Source organism: Streptomyces sp. SGAir0957 (genome assembly GCF_043523415.1).
This window is the reverse complement of sequence record NZ_CP027293.1, coordinates 259377-282785: the sequence shown is the minus strand read 5'-3', so window position 1 is coordinate 282785 and position 23409 is coordinate 259377. Positions and strand designations below refer to the sequence as shown.

The following is a 23409-nucleotide window of genomic DNA, read 5'->3' as shown; positions in this document are numbered from 1 at the left end:
CGTTTCCTTAGGTGTGGGAGCGGGGCCACGAGGGCCCGAGCGGTGCGGGTCAGTGCCGCCAGGTGGACATGTTCGACCACTCGGCGTCGCTGTAGTTGTTCCAGTTGACATGCATGGCGTGGGCGATCCGGCCGAGCACGCCCTCGGGGCCGAAGAGCCCGTTGGCGGCCAGGTCCCACTCGTTCTGCATGTCCTGGTAGTAGGTGGCGGCCTGGCTCTCGCGCCAGGCGTCGGCCAGCGGCGTCAACTGCGTCTTGAGCGTCTGGAGATCGTCGGAGACCTCCCCGGCTCGCGCGTTCAGCCAGCCGCCCGCGGCGGCGAGACCTTCACCGACATAGATCGGTGTGCCATCGACATCGGGCATCTGCGACTCCTCGGGTGTCCGGGCACGAAGGTCCCGGGGGTGCGGTCGGAGAGGGAGGGGCGGCGCGCGGCCGGTTCAGGAGAAATTGGTCCCGCTCGGCGCCTTGGGGATGTCCTCCCCGAGCGCGGCCAGGTTGTTGAGGTTCTGCTGCTCGGAGTCCTTGTAGTTGACGTAGTTGCCCTGGAGCCCCTTGGCGATGCCCTCCAGCGCGTCGTGCAGCATGCGCGCGTAGATGTCGTACTCCGCCATCAGGGTCTGGAACTGGTTGTGGGCGATGCCCTGCCAGCTCGCTTCCAGGCTCGTCACATACGTCTTGAGCTCCGCGAGCTTCCCGGCGATCTCGGTCGCGGTGGTGGTCGTGTTGCCGGACGCCGCGGCCAGGTACTCAGGAGTCACCCGATAGGTGACCCCACCCACGCTCACGGAAGGCTGGTCCGCCATGGAAGGATTCCGCCTCTCTCGCTCGATACCCGCGGCAGTCAAACATGCGAGGGGGATCGCGAGCAGGGAGTGAGCGCGGTTGAGCAGCGTTTGAGCAGGGGGTGAGCCAGGGGACGCGTGCGAGGGAGGGCGGCGCTGCCCGTCCGCGGCGAACCTGTGTGGATGCGGGGCCGCGTTCAGGGCGCCCCCAGAACCCGCATGAACTGGTCCGCGAGCGCCTTGGTGTCGATGTCGTTCGCGTCGTGGCCGGACAGGATGAGGAAGAAGGGCGGCCCGATCAGGAGTGCGGCCGCCTGCCGCGTGGACAGGGCCGCCCCGCACGCGGCCCGCGCCGCGTCCACGGTCCGCGTCGCGCTCTCGCCGATGATGTCGCGCGAGGCCAGCAGGAGAGCGACGTCCGGGTCGTGCTGCGCCTCTCCCACGAGGGCCCGGTAGGCCGCACCCGCGTGGGAGCGCGTCAGGAACGTGACGAGAGCGTCGAGGTAGGCCTCGACGTCCGCGCGGACATCTCCGCTGAGAGGTACCGCCAGTTCGTGCTGGGCGTCGAGCACGCTCGCCTCGTACAGCACTTCCGCCTTGTTCGACCACCAGCGGTACACGGTCTGCCGGCCCACTCCGGCTCGTTCCGCGATGCCTTTCATCGTCAGTGCCGCGTATCCGACTTCGACCAGCAGGTCGTCGACGGCGTGCAGCACGGCAGCCCGTGCGCTTTCGCTGCGTGGCCGTCCGCGGCCAGTGCCTTCCACCATGCTCTCACTATAAACGAGACACCGTGCATCGCATGTGTTAGCTTAACGATGCACGGTGCCTCGAAAGTGCGTTTCAAGGCCGTCCGGCCCGCGCTGCGCGCCGTGCTTCGCGTACCGCATCCATGAAGGAATCGAGAGCAATGGCTTCCACCACGCTGGAAAGTCCCGCGCGCCCGACGCAGAGATCCGGCCCGGTCCTCGCGTGCATGAGCGTGTGCACCGCCCTGGTGGTCGGCTTCGTCGCGGCGATCAACCTGGCCGTTCCCGACCTGGCGGCGAGCTCCCTGCGGCCGACGTCGTCCGAGCTGCTGTGGATCGTCGACGCCTACGTGGTGATCTTCGCCTGCCTGGTCATCCCCGCCGGCGCGGCCGGCGACAGACTCGGCCGCAAGGGAACACTCCTGACCGGGCTCGCCGTCTTCGCGGCCGGCGCCATCGTGTCGGTCGCCGCGCCCACCGTGGCCGTCATGCTGACAGGCCGCGCCATCACCGGACTCGGCGCCGCGTGCGTCCTGCCCCATTGCGTCGGCATCCTGCTGCACGCCACCGCCCCCGAACGCCGCACCCACGCCCTGGCGGTCTGGGCGGCGGCCTCCGGCATCGGCGGTGTCGTCGGCAACGTCGGCGGCGGAGCGGTACTGACCGGCGGATCATGGCGCACGCTGTTCGTCGCCGTCGCGGTCATCGCCGTCGCCTGCCTGACCTGGGCGGCACGATCCGCACCGCGCAGCCCACGACACCGACGCACCGTGGACCTGCCCGGCACCCTGCTGTTCGTGGCGGCCGTGGTGGCCCTGCTCACCGGAATCATCGAAGGACCCGAACGGGGCTGGGTCGGCACCACCGTACTCACCGCCTTCGCCGCCGGCCTGATACTGAGCGTGTCCTGGGTGCTGGTCGAGCTGCGCGTCGCGCACCCCATGCTCGACCCCCGGCTCTTCCGCGACCCGCGACTCGGCAGCGCGAGCCTCGGCATGACGGTCGTCTTCTTCGGCAACTTCGGCCTCTTCTACGTCAATGCCTCGCTGCTCCAGTACGGGCGCGGCTTCTCCGTCCTGGAGACCGGTCTCGCCATCATTCCGCTGACCGTTCCCCTGCTGGTCGGCACCCGCTACGTGCCCGGACTGATACGCCGCGTCGGGGCACCCGCCACGCTCGCCACGGCATTTCTGCTGGGCAGCGGCGGCCTGGTGGGGCTCTCCTACGCGTCCACCAGGGCGTACCCGGTGTACGCGGCCGCACTGGTCGTCGTCGGTCTGGGCATCATGCTCGCCGCTCCCTGTCTGACCGCGCAGATCGCGTCTGCCCTACCGGTGGAGCGGGCCGGGATCGCCGGAGGGCTCCAGTCGGCGACCCGCGAACTGGGCAGCGCCCTCGGGGTGGCGGTCGTCGGCACCGTCCTGACCGCCGGCTTCACCCGGCATCTCCCCGCAGCTCTCCAGGCGCACTCACCCGTCCCACGCACGGTCAGGGAGGCGCTGGCTCTGGCGCCTTCGGACCACGACGCGATCACCGGGGCCTTCACTCGCGGAGCCGACACCGCGCTGCGCGCTGCCGCCCTCGTCGTCCTGCTCGCCGGGGCGCTGGTCGTCGCGGGTGCCCGGCGCGGCTCCAAGACGGCGATGCGCTAGGGCAGCGCCACCACAGCCTTCCCGGGGCGCGGCGAACACGCCGGGCCCAGGGGCATCCCCACCACCTCTCCCACCAACACAGCCCGCAAAGGGCGAAGGAGAACGACACTCATGCGCGCATTCATCACCGGAGCGACCGGCTGGATCGGATCGGCCGTCGTCGACGAACTCCTCAGCGCCGGCCACCAAGTCACCGGCCTCACCCGCTCGGAAGAAGGAGAGCAGAAGCTGACGGCCAAGGGCGCGGCCGCCGTCCGGGGCGACCTGGACGACCTCGCCGCGCTGCGGGACGGCGCGGCCCGGGCCGACGCCGTCATCCACCTCGCGAACAAGCACGACTGGGGCAACCCGGCCGAGTCGGACCGTGCCGAACGCGCCGCCGTCGCCGCTCTCGGGGACGCACTGGCCGGCAGCGACCGGCCCCTGCTCGTCGCATCCGCGCTGTCCGGCCTCGTCGAAGGACGACCGGCCACCGAAAACGATGCCTCGCCCGCCGTCGGCCCGCACTCCAACCGCGGCGGAAGCGAGAACCTCGCCCTGGACTACGTCGCCCAGGGCGTGCGGACCGTGATCGTACGGTTCGCGCCGAGCGTGCACGGCCCCGGCGACTGGGGCTTCGTGAACTTCCTGACCGCGGCGGCCCGCAAGCAGAGCGCCTCGGGCTACATAGGTGACGGTTCCACCGCCTGGTCGGCGGTGCACCGCAAGGACGCCGCCCGTCTCATCCGCCTCGGTATGGAACAGGCCCCCGCCGGAACGCGCCTGCACGCCGTGGCCGAGGAGAGCGTCACCACCAAGGAGATCGCCGAAGCCATCGGCCGCAGCCTCCATCTGCCGGTCACCTCCGTCGCACCGGAGGACGCCGGATCCCACTTCGGCTTCGTCGGGCACTTCTTCGCCTCGACCATGACCGCCGGCAGCAAGGCCACCCGCGAACTCCTGTCGTGGCAGCCCACCGGCCCCACCCTCATCGAGGACATCGACGCCGGCGCCTACACGGCCTGACACCACCAGCAGCACGAAGGGCGGGTGCCGCATGCACCGGGGGCCGCACGCATCGGGTGCCGCACGCATCGGGTGCCTCAAGCACCGGGTGCCTCAAGCACCGGGGCGCCCGCCCTCCCCCCCAACACCCAAGGAGCACCACCTCATGACCACCTACCCCCTCACACTTGCCGAGCCGCGCGTCACCGCTGCTCTGACCCGCATGTTCGAGGCCGCGGACCGCGACGGGCAGGCCGCACAGCGTCTCGACGCCCAGTACCACACCGACCGGGTAGCGTTCACGGCCCAGCAACTCGCCGACGCGGCGCAGGACATCTACATGCCGATCTCCGCCGAAGGGGGAAAGCTCCTCTACAACCTGGTACGTGCGACCCGGCCCGCCTGGATCGTCGAGTTCGGCACCTCGTACGGCATCTCCACCGTGCACCTGGCCGCCGCCGTACGGGACAACGGCGCCGGGCACGTCATCACCACCGAGATGAGCCGCACCAAGGCGATGGCCGCCCGTCACACCTTCACCGCCACCGGCCTCGACGACGTGATCACCGTGCTGGAGGGCGACGCCCTGCGAACCCTCGCCGAGCTGGAGACCCCCGTCGACTTCCTCTTCCTCGACGGATGGAAGGATCTCTGCCTGCCCGTCCTGCGACTTCTCGAGCCGCATCTCGCACCGGGCACCCTCGTCGTCGCCGACGACGTCGATCTCCCCGACCTGGCCCCCTACCTCGACCACGTACGGGACACGGCCAACGGCTACCACAGCGTCACCTTCCCCGTGGAGGACGGCCTGGAGATCAGCTGCCGCCTGTAGGTGGGGAGGCGGGCCGGACGCGCCCCTGAATGTCCCGTTTCCTGGGTGATCGCATCGGGTACTCGGTGGCGGGGCATCGAAGCCCGGTACGAGCGTCAAGATGCCTCTTCCGGAGCGTGTGGCAGGACGACGGAGAGGATCGGCGCGTGCGCACAGGAACCGGCCCCGTACTGGTGACAGACGCGGGGTCATCGAGTCTGCGCCTGACCCTGTTCGGGGACGACGGTGAGGTCCTCAACGAACATCACAGCGACTCTCCTCCCGGCGAAAGCGCGCGCGGATCGCTGCGGAAGCTGCTGGAGGAAGGGCCGGCTCCCGCCGCCGTGGGCCACCGCATCGTCCACGGCGGCTCCGAGATGCGCGGTCACACACTGCTCGATGACGATGTGCGGGCCCGGTTGGACCGGGTGGCAGACCTCGCGCCCTTGCACGTCTCGCCGGCGCTGACCGTTCTGGACGCGGCCCGGGACCTGCTGCCCGAGGTTCCGCACGTGGTCTGCTTCGACACGGTGTTCCACTCCGGCCTGCCCGCCGCCGCACGGGAGTACGCCGTACCCGTTGGCTGGCGCGAGGAATATGGACTGCGCCGCTACGGCTTCCATGGCCTGTCGTACGCCTGGGCGCTGGCCCGCACCGCCGAACTCCTCGGCCGCCGCCCCGACCGGCTGCACCTGGTGATGGTGCACCTGGGCGGCGGCTGCTCCGCCTGCGCCGTGCGCGAGGGGCGCAGTGTCGACACGACGATGGGCTTTACGCCGTTGGAGGGTCTGGTGATGAGCCGTCGCAGCGGCAGCGTCGACCCCGGCGCGCTGACCTGGTTGCTGAAACGGAAGAACGTGTCGGCGGACGAGATCGAGGACGCCCTGAACCACAAGTCGGGTCTCCTCGGCCTCTCCGGCACATCGGGCGACACGCGTGACCTGGTCCGCAGCCGTGCGGCGGGCGACGAGCGTGCCGCACTCGCCCTTGACGTGTTCACCCATCACTGCCGTCGCGGTATCGGCGGAATGGCCGCGTCCCTGAGCCGTCTGGACGCCCTCGTCTTCACCGGTGAGATCGGTGAGGATCAGCCCGAGGTGCGTGAAGAAGTGTGCGCCCGGCTGTCCGTACTCGGCCTCACGGGCGGTCTGCGCCCCGTGGTCGCGGAGCGGCCCGAGATCGTCAGCGCGCCCGATGCGCGCGTCCCTGTCGTGGTCGTCCCCACCGGGGAGGCTCGGCAGATCGACCTGGAGACCCGGGCTCTCCTGCCCGGGGGCTGAGCGGGCCGCACGCCACGGCCTCACCGGCGGCAAGGCCCATCAGCCGGATCCGCCCAGCACGATCTTCCAGACCCGGGTCGCCACCTGGAGATTGAGCCGGGACTCGACGTTCGCGAGATCGTAGCCGCTGATCTCGCGGATGCGCTGCAGTCTGTAGCGCAGCGTGCTGCGGTGGATTCCGAGAGACGCGGCGGCCTCGTCGTAGTTGCCGTCGCACTCGAAGTACCGGGAGAGGGTCTCGACCATGGCCGCGTGATGCCGGGAGTCGTAGCCGATGAGCTGCCCGAGCCATTCGTGGACGAACGTCTCCAGTTCCTGGTGATCGGTGCCGGGCCCCAGGATGCGGTAGAGGCCCAACTCGTCGAAGAAGGTCGTGCCGTACCGCTCGCGGGAATTGAGGCGTACTTCGAGGGCGCGCTGTGCTTCCTGATAGCGGCGCGGGATGTCGGTCACGGAGTCGGAGAGGGCGCTCACCCCGATCGTCCCCGACTGTGTCCCGGTTTCCCGGGCGAGCGCCTCGTACAGTGCGCGAGCGGGCGGCCTGCCGTCGGCGATCAGGACGACGTGGCCGGAGCGTTGGGTCAGCAGCGCGCGCATACCGAAGGCGGTGGCGGCCCGGTTCACGGTCCGGGCGAACGAGTCGTCCACGGCCTGGTCCAACCACTGCACGACGATGACGTAGTGGCTGCGGTGCAGGTCGTGGCCGACTGCCTCGGACCGGGCGTAGGCGCTCGCGGCGTCCGTCCCCGCCAGGAGGTCGTCGACCAGATCGCGGTGGAGCCTCAGCTCCACCTCGGCCAGATTGCGCAGGTGTGTCAGCTCCAGGGCGAGCGACGCGGCGGCGTGCTCCAGGGCGAACACGGTGTGTGCGTCGGCCTCACCCGAGGTATCGACCACGGCCAGCACGCCGAGGATCTCGCCGTGGGGGCGGACCAGGGCGATCAGCCGGTCGTCCATGCGTACGGGCCCGGCCTCCCGGGCGACGGCGTGCAGCATTGCGTCCTGGCGCACGGGATCCGGTTCCGGATAGGGAGCGGGGCGTCCGGGCCCCGCCCAGGCCCGTAGCCGGCCGAAACGGTCCTCGACCAGAGAGGGGAGTCCGGTGAGACGGTGCAACGCGTCGGTGACGCCGTCCACTCCGCCGTCCGAGGCGGCCACGTCGGCCATGAGCGCGTGGACGGCCCGTTGATGGCCCAGCTGGGCCACGACGGAGATCAGCTGCCGCTGCAGGACTGCGCGGTCCGCCCTCAGCCGGTGCGACTCCGACACCGCCTCGCGTTCACGGCGGCGCGCCGAGGCGAGGGACAGAGCTGTGCTGATCTGACGGACGAGTGCGGCGAGCCGTGAGCGCTCCGCCTCGGTGGGCCGGGAACGGGACGTCACCACGAGGTAGCCGCGCAGTCCCTCACTCCCGCGCAGCCCCAGAGCCCGTCCCCAGCGCCTGCCGGGCACGCTCACGGGACCGTCTCGCCCGGCGAGCTGTCGCACCACGCCCACCAGGGCCGGGGCGGGAACCGGCCCGGTCGCGGAGCCGGGGAGCAGTTCACCCTCTTCCACGAGGTAGCCGGCCTCGGCCCTGTACGGTCCGGCGGCGGCCACGCGCTCCATGGCGAGGCGCAGGATCTCACCTTCGTCAGGGGCGTCGAGCAGGGCACTGAACAGCATCGACAGTTCGTGGCGGACATGGCCGGCCGGGGCCCGGGCGAGCGGGCGGGGGCCTCTCCGCGCGGCAGCCGCGGGAGGCCGGTAGGCGCGGCCCTCCGGCGGGCCGCCAGAAGCGGAGCAGCGAGGCTGATGCGGCCGACTGTCGGCCATGGGCCACTCCGTTCTCAGAGCCGTCCGGGGGCCAGTAAGGCGTGTGCGGCTGTCTCTCTGACCGTTCCTCGTGCGAAAGATCCGCTTCTTCGCGTTCATCCTCCTATGACGATCCGGCGCATGCATGTCTGACTTGCCGGGCCGAGGCGTGGGGCCGACCGGCTCATCACTGTGGGAGGTGTTCGCGAGCCGTCGTCGTGCGCACCGACACGGAGGAAGGGCCGCGACCTGATGCGCGTGCCGCAGAGCGCGGCCGGCTTTCCAGTGCGTCGCAACGATCCTGATCCGGGGAGTCGGCCCAAAGCCGCCGCACCGGGAGGAGGAGTTCCTCATGGCCAAGGCAGTGGGAATCGATCTGGGCACCACCAACTCGGTGATAGCCGTGTGGGAGGGCGGCGAACCGTCCGTCGTGCCCAACAGTGAGGGCAACCGCACGACGCCGTCGGTGGTGGCCTTCACCGACAGCGGTGAACGCCTGGTGGGCCAGCTGGCCCGGCGCCAGGCGATCCTCAACCCCAAGGGCACCATCTACTCCGCCAAGCGGTTCATCGGCCGGCACTTCGACGAGGTCGCCGAGGAGGCAAAGGCGGTCACGTACGACGTCGTGGAGGGTGAGGGCGGGGAGGCCCGCTTCAAGGTGCGCGACAAGCTGTACGCGCCTGAGGAGATCAGCGCGCAGGTGCTGCGCAAACTCGCCGACGACGCGTCCAAGCAGCTCGGAGAACGCGTCACCGAGGCGGTCATCACGGTGCCCGCCTACTTCAACGACGCTCAGCGCACCGCCACCAAGGACGCCGGACGTATCGCGGGCCTGGAGGTGCTGCGCATCATCAACGAGCCGACGGCGGCCGCCCTCGCCTATGGCATGGACAAGAAGGAGCACGAGACGGTGCTCGTCTTCGACCTCGGCGGCGGCACCTTCGACGTGAGCATCCTCGACGTCGGGGACGGCGTGGTGGAAGTGCGCTCCACCGCCGGAGACACCCATCTGGGCGGGGACGACTTCGACCGGCGTCTCGTGGACCACCTCGCGGACGGCTTCCAGAAGGAGAACGGCATCGACCTGCGTCAGGACCCGCAGGCACTGCAGCGCCTCTTCGAGGCGGCGGAGAAGGCCAAGACCGAACTCAGCTCGGTCACGCAGACGCAGGTCAGCCTTCCGTTCATCACCGCCGACGCCTCGGGGCCCAAGCACCTCACCGACTCGATCATGCGGTCCACCTTCGAGCAGATCACCAGCGACCTCGTTGAGCGGTGCCTGGGCCCGGTCCAGCAGGCCATGGGTGACGCCAAGGTCGGCGAGAGCGACATCGACGAGGTCATCCTCGTCGGCGGTTCCACCCGCATCCCCGCTGTCCAGGCTCTTGTCCGCCGCCTGACCGGCGGCAAGGAGCCGAACATGAGCGTCAACCCCGACGAGGTCGTGGCCCTCGGCGCCGCGATCCAGGCCGGGGTCCTCAAGGGCGACGTCAAGGACGTGCTGCTGCTCGACGTCACCCCTCTGTCGCTGGGCGTGGAGACCCAGGGCGGGGTGATGACGAAGATCATTGAACGGAACACCACCATCCCCGTACGCCGCTCGGAGACCTTCTCCACCGCCGAGGACAACCAGCCGGCCGTCGATGTGGTGGTCCTCCAGGGCGAACGGGAGAGGGCCGCCGACAACCGCATGCTCGGCCGGTTCCAGCTCACCGACATCCGGCCGGCGCCGCGGGGCGAACCTCAGATCGAGGTCACCTTCGACATCGACGCCAACGGCATCCTCGAGGTCAAGGCCCGGGACAAGGACACCGGCAAGGAGCAGGGCATCACCATCAGTGAAAGCTCCAACCTGGACCGCGGTGAAGTCGAGCGCATGGTCCAGGAGGCCGAGCGCAACCAGGGCCAGGACCAGGCACTCCGTGAGGCCGTGGACGCCCGCAACGAGCTCGACGCCGTCGCCTACCAGGTCGAGAAACGGCTCGCGGAACTGGGTGACGCGGCCCCGGCGCACGAGAAGGCACGCGCCGAGATGCTCGTGTCCGACGCCCGGACGGCGGTCAAGGAAGGCGCCGACGTGGAGCGCGTCCGGCCCCTGACCTCCGAACTCCAGCAGGTGCTCGCCGGACTCGACTCCCATCAAGGTGCCACCGCACCGGGCGGCCCGGGCCAGGACACCGGCGGGGGCGGCGCGACCGGCGGCGGCCCGAGCGGCGGCGGTGGCGGCGACGACGACGTCATCGACGCCGAGTTCGACAAGGACTGAGGAAGCGCCATGCCGATGCACCCCGGAGAACCCCGTCCGCCCGCGTCCGGACACCCCGTTCCGCCGTCGGAGGGTGTCGAGCCCTCGTCCGCCGGGAGCCCTCCGCGATCGGGCCCGCAGCTGGACCCGGGGCCTGTCACGGGGGAGTCCGGCCCCGACGCGACGGGCGGCCCCGCGGCACCGTCCGAGCAGGAAATGCAAGAACTGCAAGAACTGCAGGACCGCTGGCGCCGGGCGCTCGCCGACCTCGACAATCAACGCAAGCGGCACGCAAGGGAGTTGGAGCGGGAGCGGGCGACCGAGCGGTCCAGTACGGCCGCCGCCTTCCTGCCGGTCCTCGACAACCTCGAACTCGCCCTGACCCACGCGGGCAGCGACGCGGGCGCGATCGTGGAGGGCGTCCGGGCGGTCCGCGACCAAGCGGTGAACGTCCTCGAACTGCTCGGCTACCCGCGCCACGCGGAGACCGGCATCGCCTTCGACCCGGCCCGGCACGAGGTGGTCGGCGTCGTCGACGACCCCGACGCCTCGCCCGGCACGATCGTCGAGGTGCTGCGCCCGGGATACGGCGACGGGGAGCGCCAGCTCAGGCCGGCCTCCGTCACCGTCGCGAAACGGGAGTGACCGGTCATGGCGCAGGACTTGTACGAAGTGCTGGGCGTGTCGCGGACCGCGAGCCAGGACGAGATACAGCAGGCGTACCGCAAACTCGCCCGCAAGTATCACCCAGACGTCAACAAGGACCCCGGAGCGGAGGAACGCTTCAAGGACCTCAACGAGGCGTACAGCGTCCTGTCGGATCCGAAGACCCGGGCCCGCTACGACCGCTTCGGTGAGGACTTCCGCAAGATCCCCGAGGACTACGACGAACGGGTCGCGGCCGGGGCCGGAGCCGGAGGCGGCTTCCGAGGCAGGAGAACAGGGGGTGCGGCGGGTTCCCGGGTCCGGTACGCCACCAATTTCGGCGACGACTTCGCGGCGGACGGCGTCGACCTGGAGGACCTGTTCGGCTCGATCTTCGCAGGAGGCGGCGCCCCCGGCGGTGTGCCGGGAGCCGACCAGGAGGCCGAGCTGCCGCTCACCGTCGAGGAGGCGTACCGGGGCGGCCGTCGCACGGTCACTCTCGCGGGCGCCGCCGGGCAGCCGCGGCGCTACGAGGTCGACGTCCCGGCGGGCGTCACCGACGGGCAGCGCATCCGACTGGCGGGCGAGGGCGGGCGGGGCAGCGGTGACGCCCCGGGAGGCGACCTGTACCTGCGGGTCCGTATCAAGCCCGACCCCCGCTTCCGCCTCGACGGCCGCGACGTGCACGTCCAGGTGCCCGTCGCCCCCTGGGAGGCGGCCCTGGGCGCGAGCGTGCCGGTACCCACCCCCGGCGGCAGTACGGCCAAGGTCACCGTGCCCGCCGGGTCCTCCAGCGGGCGTCGGCTCCGGCTGCGCGGTGAGGGAATGCCGCATCCGCGCGGCGCCGACGGCGATCTGTACGCCGAGATCCGCATCGTGGTGCCGCCCACCCTCGGCGACCGTGAGCGCGAACTGTTCGAGGAGCTCGCCGCCACCTCTTCCTTCGACCCCAGGAGGACGCGATGAACGACCGACCCGCGGGAGCGGCGGGCGGCGCCCCCACCGCACGAAGCGCCGGCGGCGTCCCCGCCCCGGCCGCCGTCCGGTACGCGCTCGTGCCCGTACGGGTACCCGTGCCCCGGCTCTCCCTCCACACCGCGGCCCGGCGCTCGGGCCTCCACCCTGATCTGATCCGCCGGTTCGTCGCCCTCGGCCTCGTCGACGCGGAACGGGACGCAGCGGGGCGCCTCTCGTTCGACCCGGGCACGCCGGCGGTCCTCGCCCGTATCCAGCGGCTGCGCTCCGGGCTCTGCCTCAACTACGCATCCATCGGCCTGGTGCTCGACCTGCTGGACCGCATCAGCCTGCTCGAAGCCGCCCTGCGAGGCCGCGTCACGAGGAGTGAGACACCCCCATGGACATGAACCGGCTCACCCAGAAATCCCAGGAAGCCCTCCAGGAGGCCCAGACCGCGGCCGTCCGCTTGGGGCAGACCGAGGTCGACGGGGAACACCTGCTGCTCGCACTCCTCGACCAGGAGGACGGTCTGATCCCGCGGTTGCTCCAGCAGGCGGGCGCCGACCCGGAGGAACTGCGCACGGCGGTGCAGGACGAACTCTCCCGCCGCCCGAAGGTCACAGGACCCGGCGCGGCCCCCGGCCAGGTCTACGTCACTCAGCGCCTCGGCCGCCTGCTCGACGCCGCCGAACGGGAGGCCAAACGCCTCAAGGACGAATACGTGTCCGTGGAGCACCTCCTGCTCGCCCTGGCCGAGGAGGGATCCTCGACCGCCGCCGGGCGGCTGCTCAACCGGGCGGGCATCACCAGGGACGCGTTCCTCGGTGCGCTCACCCAGGTCCGCGGCAACCAGCGCGTCACCTCCGCCAACCCCGAAGTGGCGTACGAGGCCCTGGAGAAGTACGGCCGTGACCTCGTCGCCGAAGCCAAGGCCGGCAGGCTCGACCCGGTGATCGGCAGGGACGCCGAGATCCGCCGCGTCACCCAGATCCTCAGCCGCAAGACCAAGAACAACCCCGTCCTCATCGGCGATCCGGGCGTCGGCAAGACCGCCATCATCGAGGGGCTCGCCCAGCGCATCGTCCGCGGTGACGTACCCGAAGGGCTCCGCGACAAGATCGTGTTCGCCCTCGACATGGGCTCGCTCGTGGCCGGCGCCAAGTACCGCGGTGAATTCGAGGAACGCCTCAAGGCCGTGCTCAGCGAGGTCAAGGCCGCGCAGGGCGGCATCCTGCTCTTCGTCGACGAACTCCACACCGTCGTCGGGGCGGGCGCCGCCGAAGGTGCCATGGACGCGGGCAACATGCTCAAGCCGATGCTCGCGCGCGGCGAACTGCACATGATCGGCGCCACCACCCTCGACGAGTACCGCAAACACATCGAGAAGGACGCCGCCCTCGAACGCCGCTTCCAGCAGGTCCTCGTCGACGAGCCGAGCGTGGAGGACACCATCTCCATCCTGCGCGGGCTGCGCGAACGCCTGGAGGTCTTCCACGGTGTGAAGATCCAGGACACCGCGCTGGTCTCCGCGGCCACCCTCAGCCACCGGTACATCACCGACCGGTTCCTGCCCGACAAAGCCATCGACCTCGTCGACGAGGCGTGCGCCCGGCTGCGTACCGAGATCGACTCGATGCCCGCCGAACTCGACGAGATCACCCGCCGGGTGACCCGCCTGGAGATCGAGGAGGCCGCCCTGTCCAAGGAGACCGACCCCGCCAGCAAGGCCCGCCTGGAGGAGCTGCGCAAGGAACTGGCCGACCTGCGCGGCGAGGCCGACGCCAGGCACGCGCAGTGGGAGGCCGAGCGGCAGGCGATCCGCCGCGTGCAGGAACTGCGCCAGGAGCTGGAGCAGGTCCGCCACGAGGCGGAGGAGGCCGAACGCGCCTACGACCTCAACCGCGCCGCCGAACTCCGCTACGGCCGCGTCCAGGACCTGGAGCGCAGGCTCGCCGCGGCGGAGGAGCAACTGACCGCCAAACAAGGGCAGAACCGGCTGCTGCGCGAGGTGGTCACCGAGGAGGAGATCGCGGAGATCGTCGCCGCCTGGACCGGCGTACCCGTCGCCCGCCTCCAGGAGGGCGAACGCGAGAAGCTGCTGCGCCTCGACGAGATCCTGCGCGAGCGCGTCATCGGCCAGGACGAGGCCGTCAAGCTCGTCGCCGACGCCATCATCCGCGCCCGCTCCGGCATCCGCGACCCTCGCCGCCCCATCGGCTCCTTCATCTTCCTCGGCCCCACCGGCGTCGGGAAGACCGAACTGGCCAAGACCCTCGCCCGGGCCCTGTTCGACTCCGAGGAGAGCATGGTCCGCCTGGACATGAGTGAGTACCAGGAGCGGCACACCGTCAGCCGGCTCATGGGCGCGCCGCCCGGATACGTCGGCTACGAGGAGGGCGGCCAGCTCACCGAGGCCGTGCGCCGCAAGCCGTACTCGGTGGTGCTGTTCGACGAGATCGAGAAGGCGCACACCGATGTCTTCAACACTCTGCTGCAGATCCTCGACGACGGCCGCATCACCGACGCGCAGGGCCGCACCGTCGACTTCCGCAACGCGGTGATCATCATGACGTCCAACATCGGCTCCGAGCACCTCCTCGGCGGCGTCACCGCCGAGGGCGAGATCGAGCCGGACTCCCGCGCCCTGGTCATGGGCGAGCTGCGTGGACACTTCCGCCCGGAGTTCCTCAACCGCGTGGACGACATCGTGCTGTTCAAGCCGCTCGGTGAGCGGCAGATCGAGCGGATCGTGGAGCTGCAGTTCGACGAACTCCGCCACCGCCTCGCGGAACGCCGTATCACCGTCGAACTCACCGACGCGGCGCGGGAGCTGATCGCCCACCAGGGCTACGACCCGGTGTACGGGGCGCGGCCCCTGCGGCGCTACATCTCCCACGAGGTCGAGACGCTGGTCGGGCGCGCCCTTCTGCGCGGCGACGTCCAGGACGGCGCGACGGTGCGCGTCGACGCCGAGCACGGCGAACTGGTGGTCACCTACGACAAGGAGCACGAGGACCGGGAAGCGAGGGCGGCGTGAACACCACCCGGACGACGACGGTGACCTGCCCCCACTGCGGGCGCGTCAACCGGATCCCCGTGGCCGCCGAGGGACACCCCAGGTGCGGCCGGTGCAAGCAGCCCCTGCCCTGGCTCGTGGACGCGGGCGACGACGACTTCGCCGAGGTCGTCGAGCGGGCCACCGTGCCCGTCGTCGTCGACCTCTGGGCCACTTGGTGCGGCCCCTGCCGCATGGTCAGCCCCGCCCTCGAACAGGTCGCCCGCGACCTCGCCGGACGCATCAAGCTCGCCAAGGTCGACATCGACAAGAACCCACGGCTCAGCCGGCGCTTCGAAGTGCAGGCCGTGCCGACCCTCCTCGTCCTGGACAAGGGCAGCACGATCGCCCGGCAGGCCGGCGCGGCACCCGCGCACGTCCTGCGCTCGTGGGTCGAGCAGGCGCTGGAGGGCCGGCGAACCACCCCAGCACAGTGACCGCGGCCGACCAGGCCCATTCCCCGAAGGAGAACCTCATGGCCACGCTTCCCGACCCCCACCTGGCGATGGTGCGCCCCGTGACCCCGCGCACCCCCGAAGGCTGCGAGGAGTGCCTCAAAGAGAACTCCCCGTGGGTGCACCTGCGCCTCTGCCTGACCTGCGGTCACGTCGGCTGCTGCGACTCCTCTCCGCTCAAGCACGCCAGGAAGCACGCGGCGGCCGCCGGTCACCCCGTCGTGCGGTCCTTCGAGCCGGGAGAGGACTGGCGCTGGTGCTTCGTCCACGAGGCCCTGGTCTGATGAACGCCACCGAGCACGAGCACGAGCACGAGCACGAACAGGAACACGAACACGGTGCGGTCGGTGAGACACCCGACCGGTACGGAGCGTTCCCGCGCCTCACGCCGGAGCAGGTCGAGGACCTGAGCGCACACGGCGAACGCCGCAGCATCGCCGAGGGCCAGGTGTTGTACCGGGAGGGGCAGCCGGTCCGTGAGTTCCTGGTGATCCTGAGCGGGACCGTCGAAGTTCTCGACGACCTCGGCGGGCCCGACGAGCGGACGGTGGCCGTGCACGGACCCGGCAGGTTCCTCGGCGAACTCGGACTCCTCGAAGGGCAGGCGGCGTTCGACACCGCCGTGATGCGCCAGGCGGGGGAGATCCTGGCCGTACCGGTGGAGCGGCAACGCACCCTGGTCGGCCGCGACCCCGTCCTCGGCGACCTGATCCTCCGCGCCTACCTGGGCCGCAGATATCTGCTCATCGGCCTCGGCGCCGGCTTCCGGATCCTGGGGTCGTGCTACTCACCGGACACGCTGCGGCTGCGGCAGTTCGCCGCGCGCAACCGGTTGCCCCACCGCTGGGTGGATCTGGAGAAGGACAAGGAGGCGGAGGAACTACTGCGCCGGTTCGCCATCCGTACCGAGGAGACACCGGTGGTCCTCTGGAAGGGCGACAGGGTGCTGCGCAATCCGAGCAACGCCGAACTCGCCCGGCTCATCGGGCTGCCCGCCCCCGCCCCCTCGCCCGACGCAGGACGGTGCGACGTCATCGTCGTCGGCGCGGGCCCCGCAGGGCTCGCCGCCTCCGTGTACGGCGCTTCCGACGGCCTCACCACGGTCACCGTCGACGCGGTCGCCACCGGAGGCCAGGCCGCCACCTCGTCACGCATCGAGAACTACCTCGGCTTCCCGTCGGGCATCTCCGGGGGCGAGCTCATCGAACGCGCGGTCCTGCAGGTCCACAAGTTCGGAGCCCGCCTCATGGTCCCGGCGGAGGTCAACGGGCTCACCCAGCAGGACGACGAGTACGCCGTCACCTTCACCGACGGGTCCCGGGTCCGAGCGGGCGCCGTGGTGCTCACCTCGGGCGTGTGGTACCGCAGGCTCGACGTGCCCGGCATCGACCGCCTGGAAGGAACCAGCGTCTACTACGCGGCGACGGTTCAGGAGGCCAGCCTCTGCCAGGCCGACCCGGTCGCCGTGGTCGGCGGCGGGAACTCCGCGGGGCAGGCGGCGCTGTTCCTCGCCCATCACGCGTCCAGGGTTTACCTCCTCGTCCGGGGCGGTGACCTCGGCGCCGACATGTCGCGCTATCTGGTGGACCAGGTGGAGCAGCACCCCAAGATCGAGGTACTGCTCCACACCGAGGTCCGGGAAGTCGAGGGGAAGGAGCGACTGGAGTCGCTGACAGTCGAGGACAACACAAGGAACGAGCGCCGCGAGCTGCGGGCCACAGCCCTGTTCGTGTTCATCGGGGCCCGGCCGCGCACGGACTGGCTCAGGGGCGTGCTGGCCCTGGACGAGAAGGGCTTCGTCCTCACCGGCGCCGACGCCCAGGCGGTGGCCGATACGCATCAGTGGGCCGCGCTGGGCCGCGATCCGCTGCTGCTGGAGACCACCCTTCCCGGGGTCTTCGCCGCCGGCGACGTCCGAAGCGGCTCGGTGAAACGGGTGGCCTCGGCGACCGGCGAAGGCGCCATGGCGATCCGGCTCGTGCACGAACACCGCGAACGGAAGGGAAGCCAGGCATCCGCCGGTTCCGAGGGACATCACCCCGCGCCGGGCGGCTCCGCGTCTCCAAGCTGAGCTTGCGGGCGCCCCGCGCGCGCTCACGTCCTCACTTTCGGCTCTCCCGGTCGCGCAGCCATTGCCCGAACTCGGCGGCGACGATGCGCTCGTCATGCACGCCGGCCGCGTCGTCGGAGGCCAGCCAGACGATGGGCGGGCCCATCACCGCAGGGCTCAGAAACGCGTGGCCCTCGGCGACGACGTCCTCGGGCAGCATCCCGGTGACCGTCGCGCCTCCGGGCAGCAGCAAATTGACGGTGACGCCCGTGCCCCGCAGGTCGGCCGCCATGATGCGGGACAGCGCCTCGCTGCCGGCACGCGACGGCCCGTAGGGAACGAAACCGGCGCGCGACATCGTCGAGTGGTTCATGGAGATGTTGACGATGCGGCCCGCGCCGGATGCCAGCATCCGCGGCGTGATCTCGCGGGCGACCAGGAAGTAGCCGGTCAGATTGGTGTCGATCACCGCGCGGAAGGCGTCGGACGGTACCTCCCAGAAGCCCTGCGGCTCTGTCATGAAGCGCGGGTTGACCGTCCGCATGCCGATGCCCGCGTTGTTCACCAGCATGTCGACGCCGCCGAGCCGCGACCACACGCGTTCGACGGCCCTGGCCACCGACGCCTCGTCGCGCACGTCCATCTCGACGCCGCTCGCCCCCGGCAGTCCCGCGGCGACGGACTCCGCACGCTCGCCGGACCGCCCGGTCAGGGCGACGGTGGCGCCCGCCGCGGCCAGGGCGGACGCCATGGCAAGCCCGAGTCCGCTCGTCCCGCCGGTCACCAGCACCTTCATCGGATCACCTCTGTCTCGAGAACCGGCCTGGCCGGGGTGGCGTGGCCCGCATACGTCTCAGCCCGCCCCTGTCGCTGCGTACCCCCAGCACACGCCGATTCACCGCAACAGCGGACGCGTCACCCCGCTGGAGGATTCCGGTGCGCCATCGCGGGCCGGAGCCCCTTCGGTGCGTTCAGCTGAGAATGTCGAGCAGTTGGTGGTCGGTCCTGGCCACCGTTACATCCAGGAGGCAGCCATGGCGGATCCGCGGACGGTCACCCTTCCTTGCGGGGCCGCGGTCCCGGCGCTGGGTCAGGGCACCTGGGGGATGGGGGAGGATCCCGGACGCCGCGCGGCCGAGGTGTCGGCCCTGCGCGCCGGGCTGGACCTCGGGATGACCCTCGTCGACACCGCCGAGATGTACGGGGACGGCGCGGCGGAGGAAGTGGTGGCCGAGGCGGTGGCCGGACGGCGGGACGAGGTCTTCCTGGTCAGCAAGGTGCTCCCCTCCCATGCGGACGCCGGTGGCGTGGCCGAGGCATGCCGGGGGAGTCTGCGTCGTCTGCGCACGGACCGGATCGATCTGTACCTGCTGCACTGGCGCGGAGCCGTGCCGCTGGAGGAGACGGTCGAGGCGTTCGAGTCCCTGGTGCGGGAGGGCGCCATCCGCTCCTGGGGCGTGAGCAACCTGGACGTGGACGATCTCGCCGACCTGCCGCCCGGAGCCGTGCCGCAGACCGACCAGGTGCTGTACAACCTCAGCCGTCGGGGGCCCGAGTACAGCCTGCTGCCCAAGTGCCGTGAACTGTCGATCCCCGTCATGGCGTACTCGCCGGTCGAGCAGGGCTGCCTGCTCGGCCACAAGGCGCTGCGGGACGTGGCAGCCGCCCACGGTGCGACGCCCGCGCAGATTGCCCTGGCCTGGGTCCTGCGGCACGAGGATGTCATCGCCATCCCGAAGGCGTCCTCCCGCGCGCACGTGCAGGAGAACAGAGCGGCTCTGGAAGTGGAGCTGACCGCCGAGGACCTCGCGGCCCTGGACCGGGCGTTCCCGCCGCCGGACAGCGAAGGACCGCTGGAGATGCTGTGACACCCCTGCAGCAGGGCAGGGCAGGGCAGAGAGGGGCCGACTCCGGCGTGCACACGTGGAAGGGCAGTCATACGTTGGGAGAACCGAGGTCGCAAAACCCCCCAAAACATCGCCGGGACTCCCGCGGCCGAGCCCCCATGGACAGGCAGAGGAGATCGTCATGGCGAGCAGCAACCGCGCCGTCACCTTCCAGAACCCCAAAGAGATGCGCGTCGAGTCTCTGGACTTCCCGAAGCTTCAGATGCCGAACGGGAAGAAGGCCCCGCACGGAGTCATCCTCAGGATCGTCGCCACCAACATCTGCGGCAGCGACCTGCACATCTACCGGGGGTCCTTCCCGGTGCCCCAGGGCATGGTGATGGGACACGAGATGACGGGGGAGGTCATCGAGGTCGGCCCCGACGTCGAGTTCCTCGGCGAGGGCGACCTCGTCTCCGTGCCGTTCAACGTCGCCTGCGGCCGATGCCGCAACTGCAGGGCGCGCCGGACCGACGTCTGCGAGACCACGAACCCCGAGGTGTCCTGCGGGGCGTACGGCTTCAACCTGGGCGACTGGACCGGCGGCCAGGCCGAGTACCTGTTCGTCCCGTACGCGGACTTCCAGCTCCTGCGCTTCCCGGACAAGGACCAGGCCATGGCGAAAATCCGTGACCTGGCGCTGCTCTCGGACATCCTGCCCACCGCGTTCCACGGCCTCATGGAGGCCGGTGCCAAGCCGGGCTCGACCGTGTACATCGCCGGCGCGGGCCCGGTCGGCCGCTGCGCCGCGGCGGCGGCGCGCCTCCTCGGGGCGTCCTGCATCATCGTCGGTGACTACCACAAGGACCGCCTGGAGCTGGTGAAGAAGAACGGCTGCGAGACGATCGACCTGAGTCAGGACGCGGCGCTCACCGACCAGATCGAGGCCATCCTGGGCGAACCCATGGTCGACTGCGCGGTCGACTATGTCGGCAACGAGGCACACGGCATCGGCCGCAAGGCCGAGGACATGGACCCGGCCTACGCCATCAACCAGGTGGTCGACGCCACCCGCGCGGGCGGAGCCACCGGAGTCATCGGCGTCTACGGCCCCGACCCGCTCGCGAAGTCGAAGGCCGAGCAAGAGGGAACGTACCCGATCGACTTCGGCAAGGCCTGGATCAAGTCGCCGCGGATCGCCGCCGGGCAGGCGCCGATCATGCACTACAACCGCGAGCTGATGATGGCGATCCTGTGGGACCGGATGCCGTACCTGAGCCCGATGCTCAACACGAAGGTGATCAGCCTCGACGACGCCCCCGACGCCTACGCGACCTTCGACACGGGAGTGGCCGAGAAGTTCATCATCGACCCCCACGGCCTCATTGCCGCCTGAGGCCCGCCCTCATCCGCCCCTGCGAGTGCGCGGGTCACCGGTCGAGGAGCTGGAGTTCCCCGGCGTCTCCGTGTTGCCCGGTTCGGGGCTGAGCCCTTCCACGGTGAGGTGGAAGAGGCGGGCGGCCTGGGTGCCCGGGTCCTTGTGGTGCTCGGTGGCCAGGGCGATGCCGACGGCAAGGGTCAGCAGGTCGTGGAAGGTGACGTGCGGTGCGACCGCGTTGTCGTGGACGGCGCGTCGTAGCAGGGGAGTTGCGGCCTCCTCGATCTTGCCGCCACAGGATTGCGGGGAGGGTTCCTCGGTGGGGGGCTCGAAGCTGAGGGTGTTGGCGAATCCGCGGGCCGAGACGGCGTAGTCGACGAGTGCGCGAAGCCACTCAAGGAGGGCGGCGCGGGTGTCCTCGGCCGCACTCAGCCGGCGGGCGTGCTCGCACAGGGCGTCGATGCGGTCCTGGAAGACGGCTTCGAGAAGGGCCCGGCGCGTGGGGAAGTGGCGGCGCACGGTCGCCGATCCGACGCCTGCGATGCGGGCGATCCGCTCCTGGGACGCCTCCGCGCCGTGCGCGGCGACCTCGGCTTCGGCGACAGCGAGGATGCGCAGGTAATTGCGTCGGGCGTCTGAGCGCTGACCGGTCATGATCTCCTCATTGCTAAACGGCGGGCCCCGCCATATTCTAGCCGCAGGCAAATCGGCGGGCCCCGCCGTTTTCTTTCTCCCGTATACGAGGAGCGGCAGTCATGCCCGTAGACAGCGATACCGTCCTGGTTACCGGCGCCACCGGCCAGCAAGGCGGGGCCACGGCTCGAGCGCTCCTTGCCGCCGGGATACCCGTCCGCGCGCTCGTACGCGATCCGTCGTCGAAGCCCGCCCGGGCGATCGAGGAACTGGGCGCGGAGCTGGTGCGGGCGGACCTGTCCGACCGGGCTTCCCTCGATCCCGCGGTCGAGGGGGTCCGTGCCGTGTTCTCCGTGCAGATGCCGCCGATGACCGAGGCAGGGGTGGACTTCGCGGGGGAGTTCGCCCAGGCCGCCAACCTGGTGGATGCGGCGAAGGCCGGGGGAGTGCGGCAGTTCGTGCAGTCCTCGACCAGTGGGGTCGGCGCACACACCCGGGCCCCCGGCTGGGCCGAGGGCCGCTGGGCGGCGATGGCCGACTACTTCGGCACCAAGCAGGCGATCCTGGAGGCGGTGCGTGGTGCGGGCTTCGCCCACTGGACGGTGATCAAGCCCGCCTTCTTCATGGAGAACCTGCCCCTGCTGGCGCCCCGGGGACCGCGCGGCGGGTTGCTGACGGTACTGAAACCCGACACCGAACTGGCCCTGGTGGCGGTGCGGGACATCGGCACGGCCGCGGCGCAGGCCCTTCTTGCCCCCGACCGGTTCCATCAGGTCGAACTGGAACTGGCCGGTGACCTGCGCACCATGGAGGAGATCGCGCGGGCCCTGTCCGCCGCCTGGGGTGTGACCGTGACCGCACCCTCCATGAGTCTGGCCGAGGCCCTCGACGCGGGTATGCCGCAGTGGGGAGCCGGACACGAGTGGAACAACGCGGTCCTCCAGCCCGCCCGGCCCGCGTTCGCCAGGGAGTTGGGCATCCCGCTCACCACCCTCACCGCATGGGCGAATGAACACCTGGCACCCGTGTCCGGCCCCGGGGATCGGGTGCTCTGACCCTCCCCGGCCCCGGCCGGGGCGGACTTCAGGCGCCGAGCAGGTCGGTCGAGACCGTCCAGAGGCGCTCGGCGAGGGCGGGATCGAGGGCCCATTCCTTGACGCCGTGCGGATGTCGAGCGAGGTCGGCGTCGTCCGGCACGGTGTAGGCCTCGCGCGCGTCGTCGAGGTAGTGGCCTCCGGAGCGGGCGAACTGTGGGGCGACGGCCGCGACCACGGTCGTGGCGGCGCCCTGCTGGAGCGTCTTGTACGTGAAGACTCCGGCGGCCTCGGCCGCGTCGAGTGACCGCTTCTGCTGTTCGGTGAAGTTCCGCTGCAGACCCGTCGCGACACCACCGGGATTCACCGCGTTGGCGACGATGCCGTCGGACGCCCACCGGCGGGTCGCCTCGACGGCGAAGAGGGAGTTCGCCGTTTTCGACTGGGCGTAGGCGATCTGCGGATCGTAGCGGCGCCGCTCGAAGTGAAGGTCGTCGAAGTCGATGCCGGAACGCATGTGCGCCGTCGAACTGACCGAGACGATCCTCGCCCCGTCGCGCTCCGACGCTCCGAGGGCCAAGGCGTCGTGGAGGCCGACGGCGAGTGCGTGATGGCCCAGGTGATTCGTCGCGAACTGCAACTCCCAGCCTTCGCGGGTCCGTTCGAGACCGCCGGTGACCACACCCGCGTTGTTGATCAGCAGGTGCAGCGGGCCGCTCCACGCGTCGACGAAGGACGTGACGGAGGCCCTGTCGGCGAGGTCGAGGCGGACGACCCGCGGGCGGATCCGCCCTGTCGAGCTCTCGATCGTTGCGGCGACGGCGTCACCCGCGGCCGTGTTGCGCACGGCGAGTGTCACCTGTGCCCCGGCCGCGGCCAACGCGCGAGCCGTCTCGATCCCGATTCCGGAGGAAGCTCCCGTCACGATCGCCCGGACGCCGGTGAGGTCGACGTCCCGCACCACCTCGGCGGCGGTGGTGGTGGCGGTGAAGGGCGTGGAGAGAGGTTCGCGAGCGGTCATGGCGCCGAGGCTATACACACTTGACTGAACTTGTATAGCTAGACTGGCGCCCTCTA

22 protein-coding genes are annotated in these 23409 nt (G+C 70.6%); 15 read left to right on the top strand and 7 right to left on the bottom strand.

Going from position 1 to position 23409, the window contains the following annotated elements:
• Positions 1–49 precede the first annotated feature (49 nt).
• The 3 genes from C1N81_RS06750 to C1N81_RS06740 all read right to left on the bottom strand — a co-directional run bounded on the left by C1N81_RS06750 (position 50) and on the right by C1N81_RS06740 (position 1554).
• Positions 50–364 carry a WXG100 family type VII secretion target gene (locus C1N81_RS06750; protein ID WP_394427734.1) on the bottom strand — a complete coding sequence of 105 codons (315 nt, stop codon included), beginning with the start codon at positions 362–364 and terminating at the stop codon, positions 50–52.
• A 75-nt stretch (positions 365–439) separates the two neighbouring features.
• The gene (locus C1N81_RS06745; RefSeq protein WP_394427732.1) at positions 440–805 is read right to left on the bottom strand and encodes a WXG100 family type VII secretion target; all 366 of its coding nucleotides are present in this window, start codon (positions 803–805) and stop codon (positions 440–442) included.
• 176 nt (positions 806–981) lie between these two features.
• Entirely contained in the window at positions 982–1554 is a 573-nt protein-coding gene (locus tag C1N81_RS06740; protein WP_394427730.1) for a TetR/AcrR family transcriptional regulator, read from the bottom strand.
• 140 nt (positions 1555–1694) lie between these two features.
• Here C1N81_RS06740 and C1N81_RS06735 point away from each other — a divergent pair, with 140 nt between their 5' ends.
• The 4 genes from C1N81_RS06735 (at position 1695) to C1N81_RS06720 (ending at position 6260) form a co-directional block, all read left to right on the top strand.
• Positions 1695–3185, top strand: coding sequence for an MFS transporter (locus C1N81_RS06735; RefSeq protein ID WP_394427728.1), 1491 nt, complete (start codon positions 1695–1697; stop codon positions 3183–3185).
• 111 nt (positions 3186–3296) lie between these two features.
• Positions 3297–4190 carry an SDR family oxidoreductase gene (locus tag C1N81_RS06730; protein ID WP_394427727.1) on the top strand — a complete coding sequence of 298 codons (894 nt, stop codon included), beginning with the start codon at positions 3297–3299 and terminating at the stop codon, positions 4188–4190.
• 145 nt (positions 4191–4335) lie between these two features.
• The gene (locus C1N81_RS06725) at positions 4336–5001 is read left to right on the top strand and encodes an O-methyltransferase (RefSeq protein WP_394427726.1); all 666 of its coding nucleotides are present in this window, start codon (positions 4336–4338) and stop codon (positions 4999–5001) included.
• A 146-nt stretch (positions 5002–5147) separates the two neighbouring features.
• Positions 5148–6260, top strand: a complete 1113-nt coding sequence (locus C1N81_RS06720; protein ID WP_394427725.1) for an acetate/propionate family kinase — start codon at positions 5148–5150, stop codon at positions 6258–6260.
• Between the two features lie 39 nt (positions 6261–6299).
• On the opposite strand, the gene C1N81_RS06715 is transcribed toward C1N81_RS06720, so the two are convergent.
• Positions 6300–7925: a PucR family transcriptional regulator gene (locus tag C1N81_RS06715; RefSeq protein ID WP_394427723.1), complete on the bottom strand. Its 1626-nt coding sequence runs from the start codon at positions 7923–7925 to the stop codon at positions 6300–6302.
• Positions 7926–8406: 481 nt separating this feature from the next.
• Between C1N81_RS06715 and dnaK the strand changes: the two genes are divergently transcribed.
• The 8 genes from dnaK to C1N81_RS06675 are packed head-to-tail and all read left to right on the top strand — an operon-like array spanning position 8407 to position 17482.
• On the top strand, positions 8407–10320 hold the full coding sequence (dnaK, locus tag C1N81_RS06710; RefSeq protein WP_394427722.1) for a molecular chaperone DnaK: 1914 nt from the start codon (positions 8407–8409) through the stop codon (positions 10318–10320).
• A gap of 9 nt (positions 10321–10329) precedes the next feature.
• Entirely contained in the window at positions 10330–10944 is a 615-nt protein-coding gene (locus tag C1N81_RS06705) for a nucleotide exchange factor GrpE (RefSeq protein WP_394427720.1), read from the top strand.
• Between the two features lie 6 nt (positions 10945–10950).
• Positions 10951–11910, top strand: coding sequence for a DnaJ C-terminal domain-containing protein (locus C1N81_RS06700; protein WP_394427718.1), 960 nt, complete (start codon positions 10951–10953; stop codon positions 11908–11910).
• Positions 11907–12308: a chaperone modulator CbpM gene (locus C1N81_RS06695; RefSeq protein ID WP_394427717.1), complete on the top strand. Its 402-nt coding sequence runs from the start codon at positions 11907–11909 to the stop codon at positions 12306–12308. The genes C1N81_RS06700 and C1N81_RS06695 overlap by 4 nt, the downstream gene beginning before the upstream one ends.
• On the top strand, positions 12299–14938 hold the full coding sequence (gene clpB, locus C1N81_RS06690; RefSeq protein WP_394427715.1) for an ATP-dependent chaperone ClpB: 2640 nt from the start codon (positions 12299–12301) through the stop codon (positions 14936–14938). The genes C1N81_RS06695 and clpB overlap by 10 nt, the downstream gene beginning before the upstream one ends.
• On the top strand, positions 14935–15393 hold the full coding sequence (gene trxA, locus C1N81_RS06685) for a thioredoxin (RefSeq protein WP_394427713.1): 459 nt from the start codon (positions 14935–14937) through the stop codon (positions 15391–15393). The genes clpB and trxA overlap by 4 nt, the downstream gene beginning before the upstream one ends.
• Before the next feature lie 38 nt (positions 15394–15431).
• Positions 15432–15695 carry a UBP-type zinc finger domain-containing protein gene (locus C1N81_RS06680; protein WP_394427711.1) on the top strand — a complete coding sequence of 88 codons (264 nt, stop codon included), beginning with the start codon at positions 15432–15434 and terminating at the stop codon, positions 15693–15695.
• Entirely contained in the window at positions 15695–17482 is a 1788-nt protein-coding gene (locus tag C1N81_RS06675) for an FAD-dependent oxidoreductase (RefSeq protein ID WP_394427709.1), read from the top strand. The genes C1N81_RS06680 and C1N81_RS06675 overlap by 1 nt, the downstream gene beginning before the upstream one ends.
• Before the next feature lie 31 nt (positions 17483–17513).
• Here the strand turns inward: C1N81_RS06675 and C1N81_RS06670 are convergent, their stop codons facing one another.
• A complete protein-coding gene (locus tag C1N81_RS06670) occupies positions 17514–18257 on the bottom strand; it encodes an SDR family NAD(P)-dependent oxidoreductase (protein ID WP_394427707.1) in 744 nt (247 codons plus the stop codon).
• Between the two features lie 238 nt (positions 18258–18495).
• Between C1N81_RS06670 and C1N81_RS06665 the strand changes: the two genes are divergently transcribed.
• Positions 18496–19329: an aldo/keto reductase gene (locus C1N81_RS06665; RefSeq protein WP_394427705.1), complete on the top strand. Its 834-nt coding sequence runs from the start codon at positions 18496–18498 to the stop codon at positions 19327–19329.
• Positions 19330–19489: 160 nt separating this feature from the next.
• A complete protein-coding gene (locus C1N81_RS06660) occupies positions 19490–20683 on the top strand; it encodes an alcohol dehydrogenase catalytic domain-containing protein (RefSeq protein ID WP_394427703.1) in 1194 nt (397 codons plus the stop codon).
• 9 nt (positions 20684–20692) lie between these two features.
• Here the strand turns inward: C1N81_RS06660 and C1N81_RS06655 are convergent, their stop codons facing one another.
• The gene (locus C1N81_RS06655; protein WP_394427701.1) at positions 20693–21319 is read right to left on the bottom strand and encodes a TetR/AcrR family transcriptional regulator; all 627 of its coding nucleotides are present in this window, start codon (positions 21317–21319) and stop codon (positions 20693–20695) included.
• A 101-nt stretch (positions 21320–21420) separates the two neighbouring features.
• On the opposite strand from C1N81_RS06655, the gene C1N81_RS06650 reads away from it, so the two are divergent.
• Positions 21421–22353: an NmrA/HSCARG family protein gene (locus C1N81_RS06650; RefSeq protein ID WP_394427699.1), complete on the top strand. Its 933-nt coding sequence runs from the start codon at positions 21421–21423 to the stop codon at positions 22351–22353.
• A gap of 28 nt (positions 22354–22381) precedes the next feature.
• Here the strand turns inward: C1N81_RS06650 and C1N81_RS06645 are convergent, their stop codons facing one another.
• Positions 22382–23353, bottom strand: coding sequence for an SDR family NAD(P)-dependent oxidoreductase (locus tag C1N81_RS06645; RefSeq protein WP_394427697.1), 972 nt, complete (start codon positions 23351–23353; stop codon positions 22382–22384).
• Positions 23354–23409: the final 56 nt, after the last annotated feature.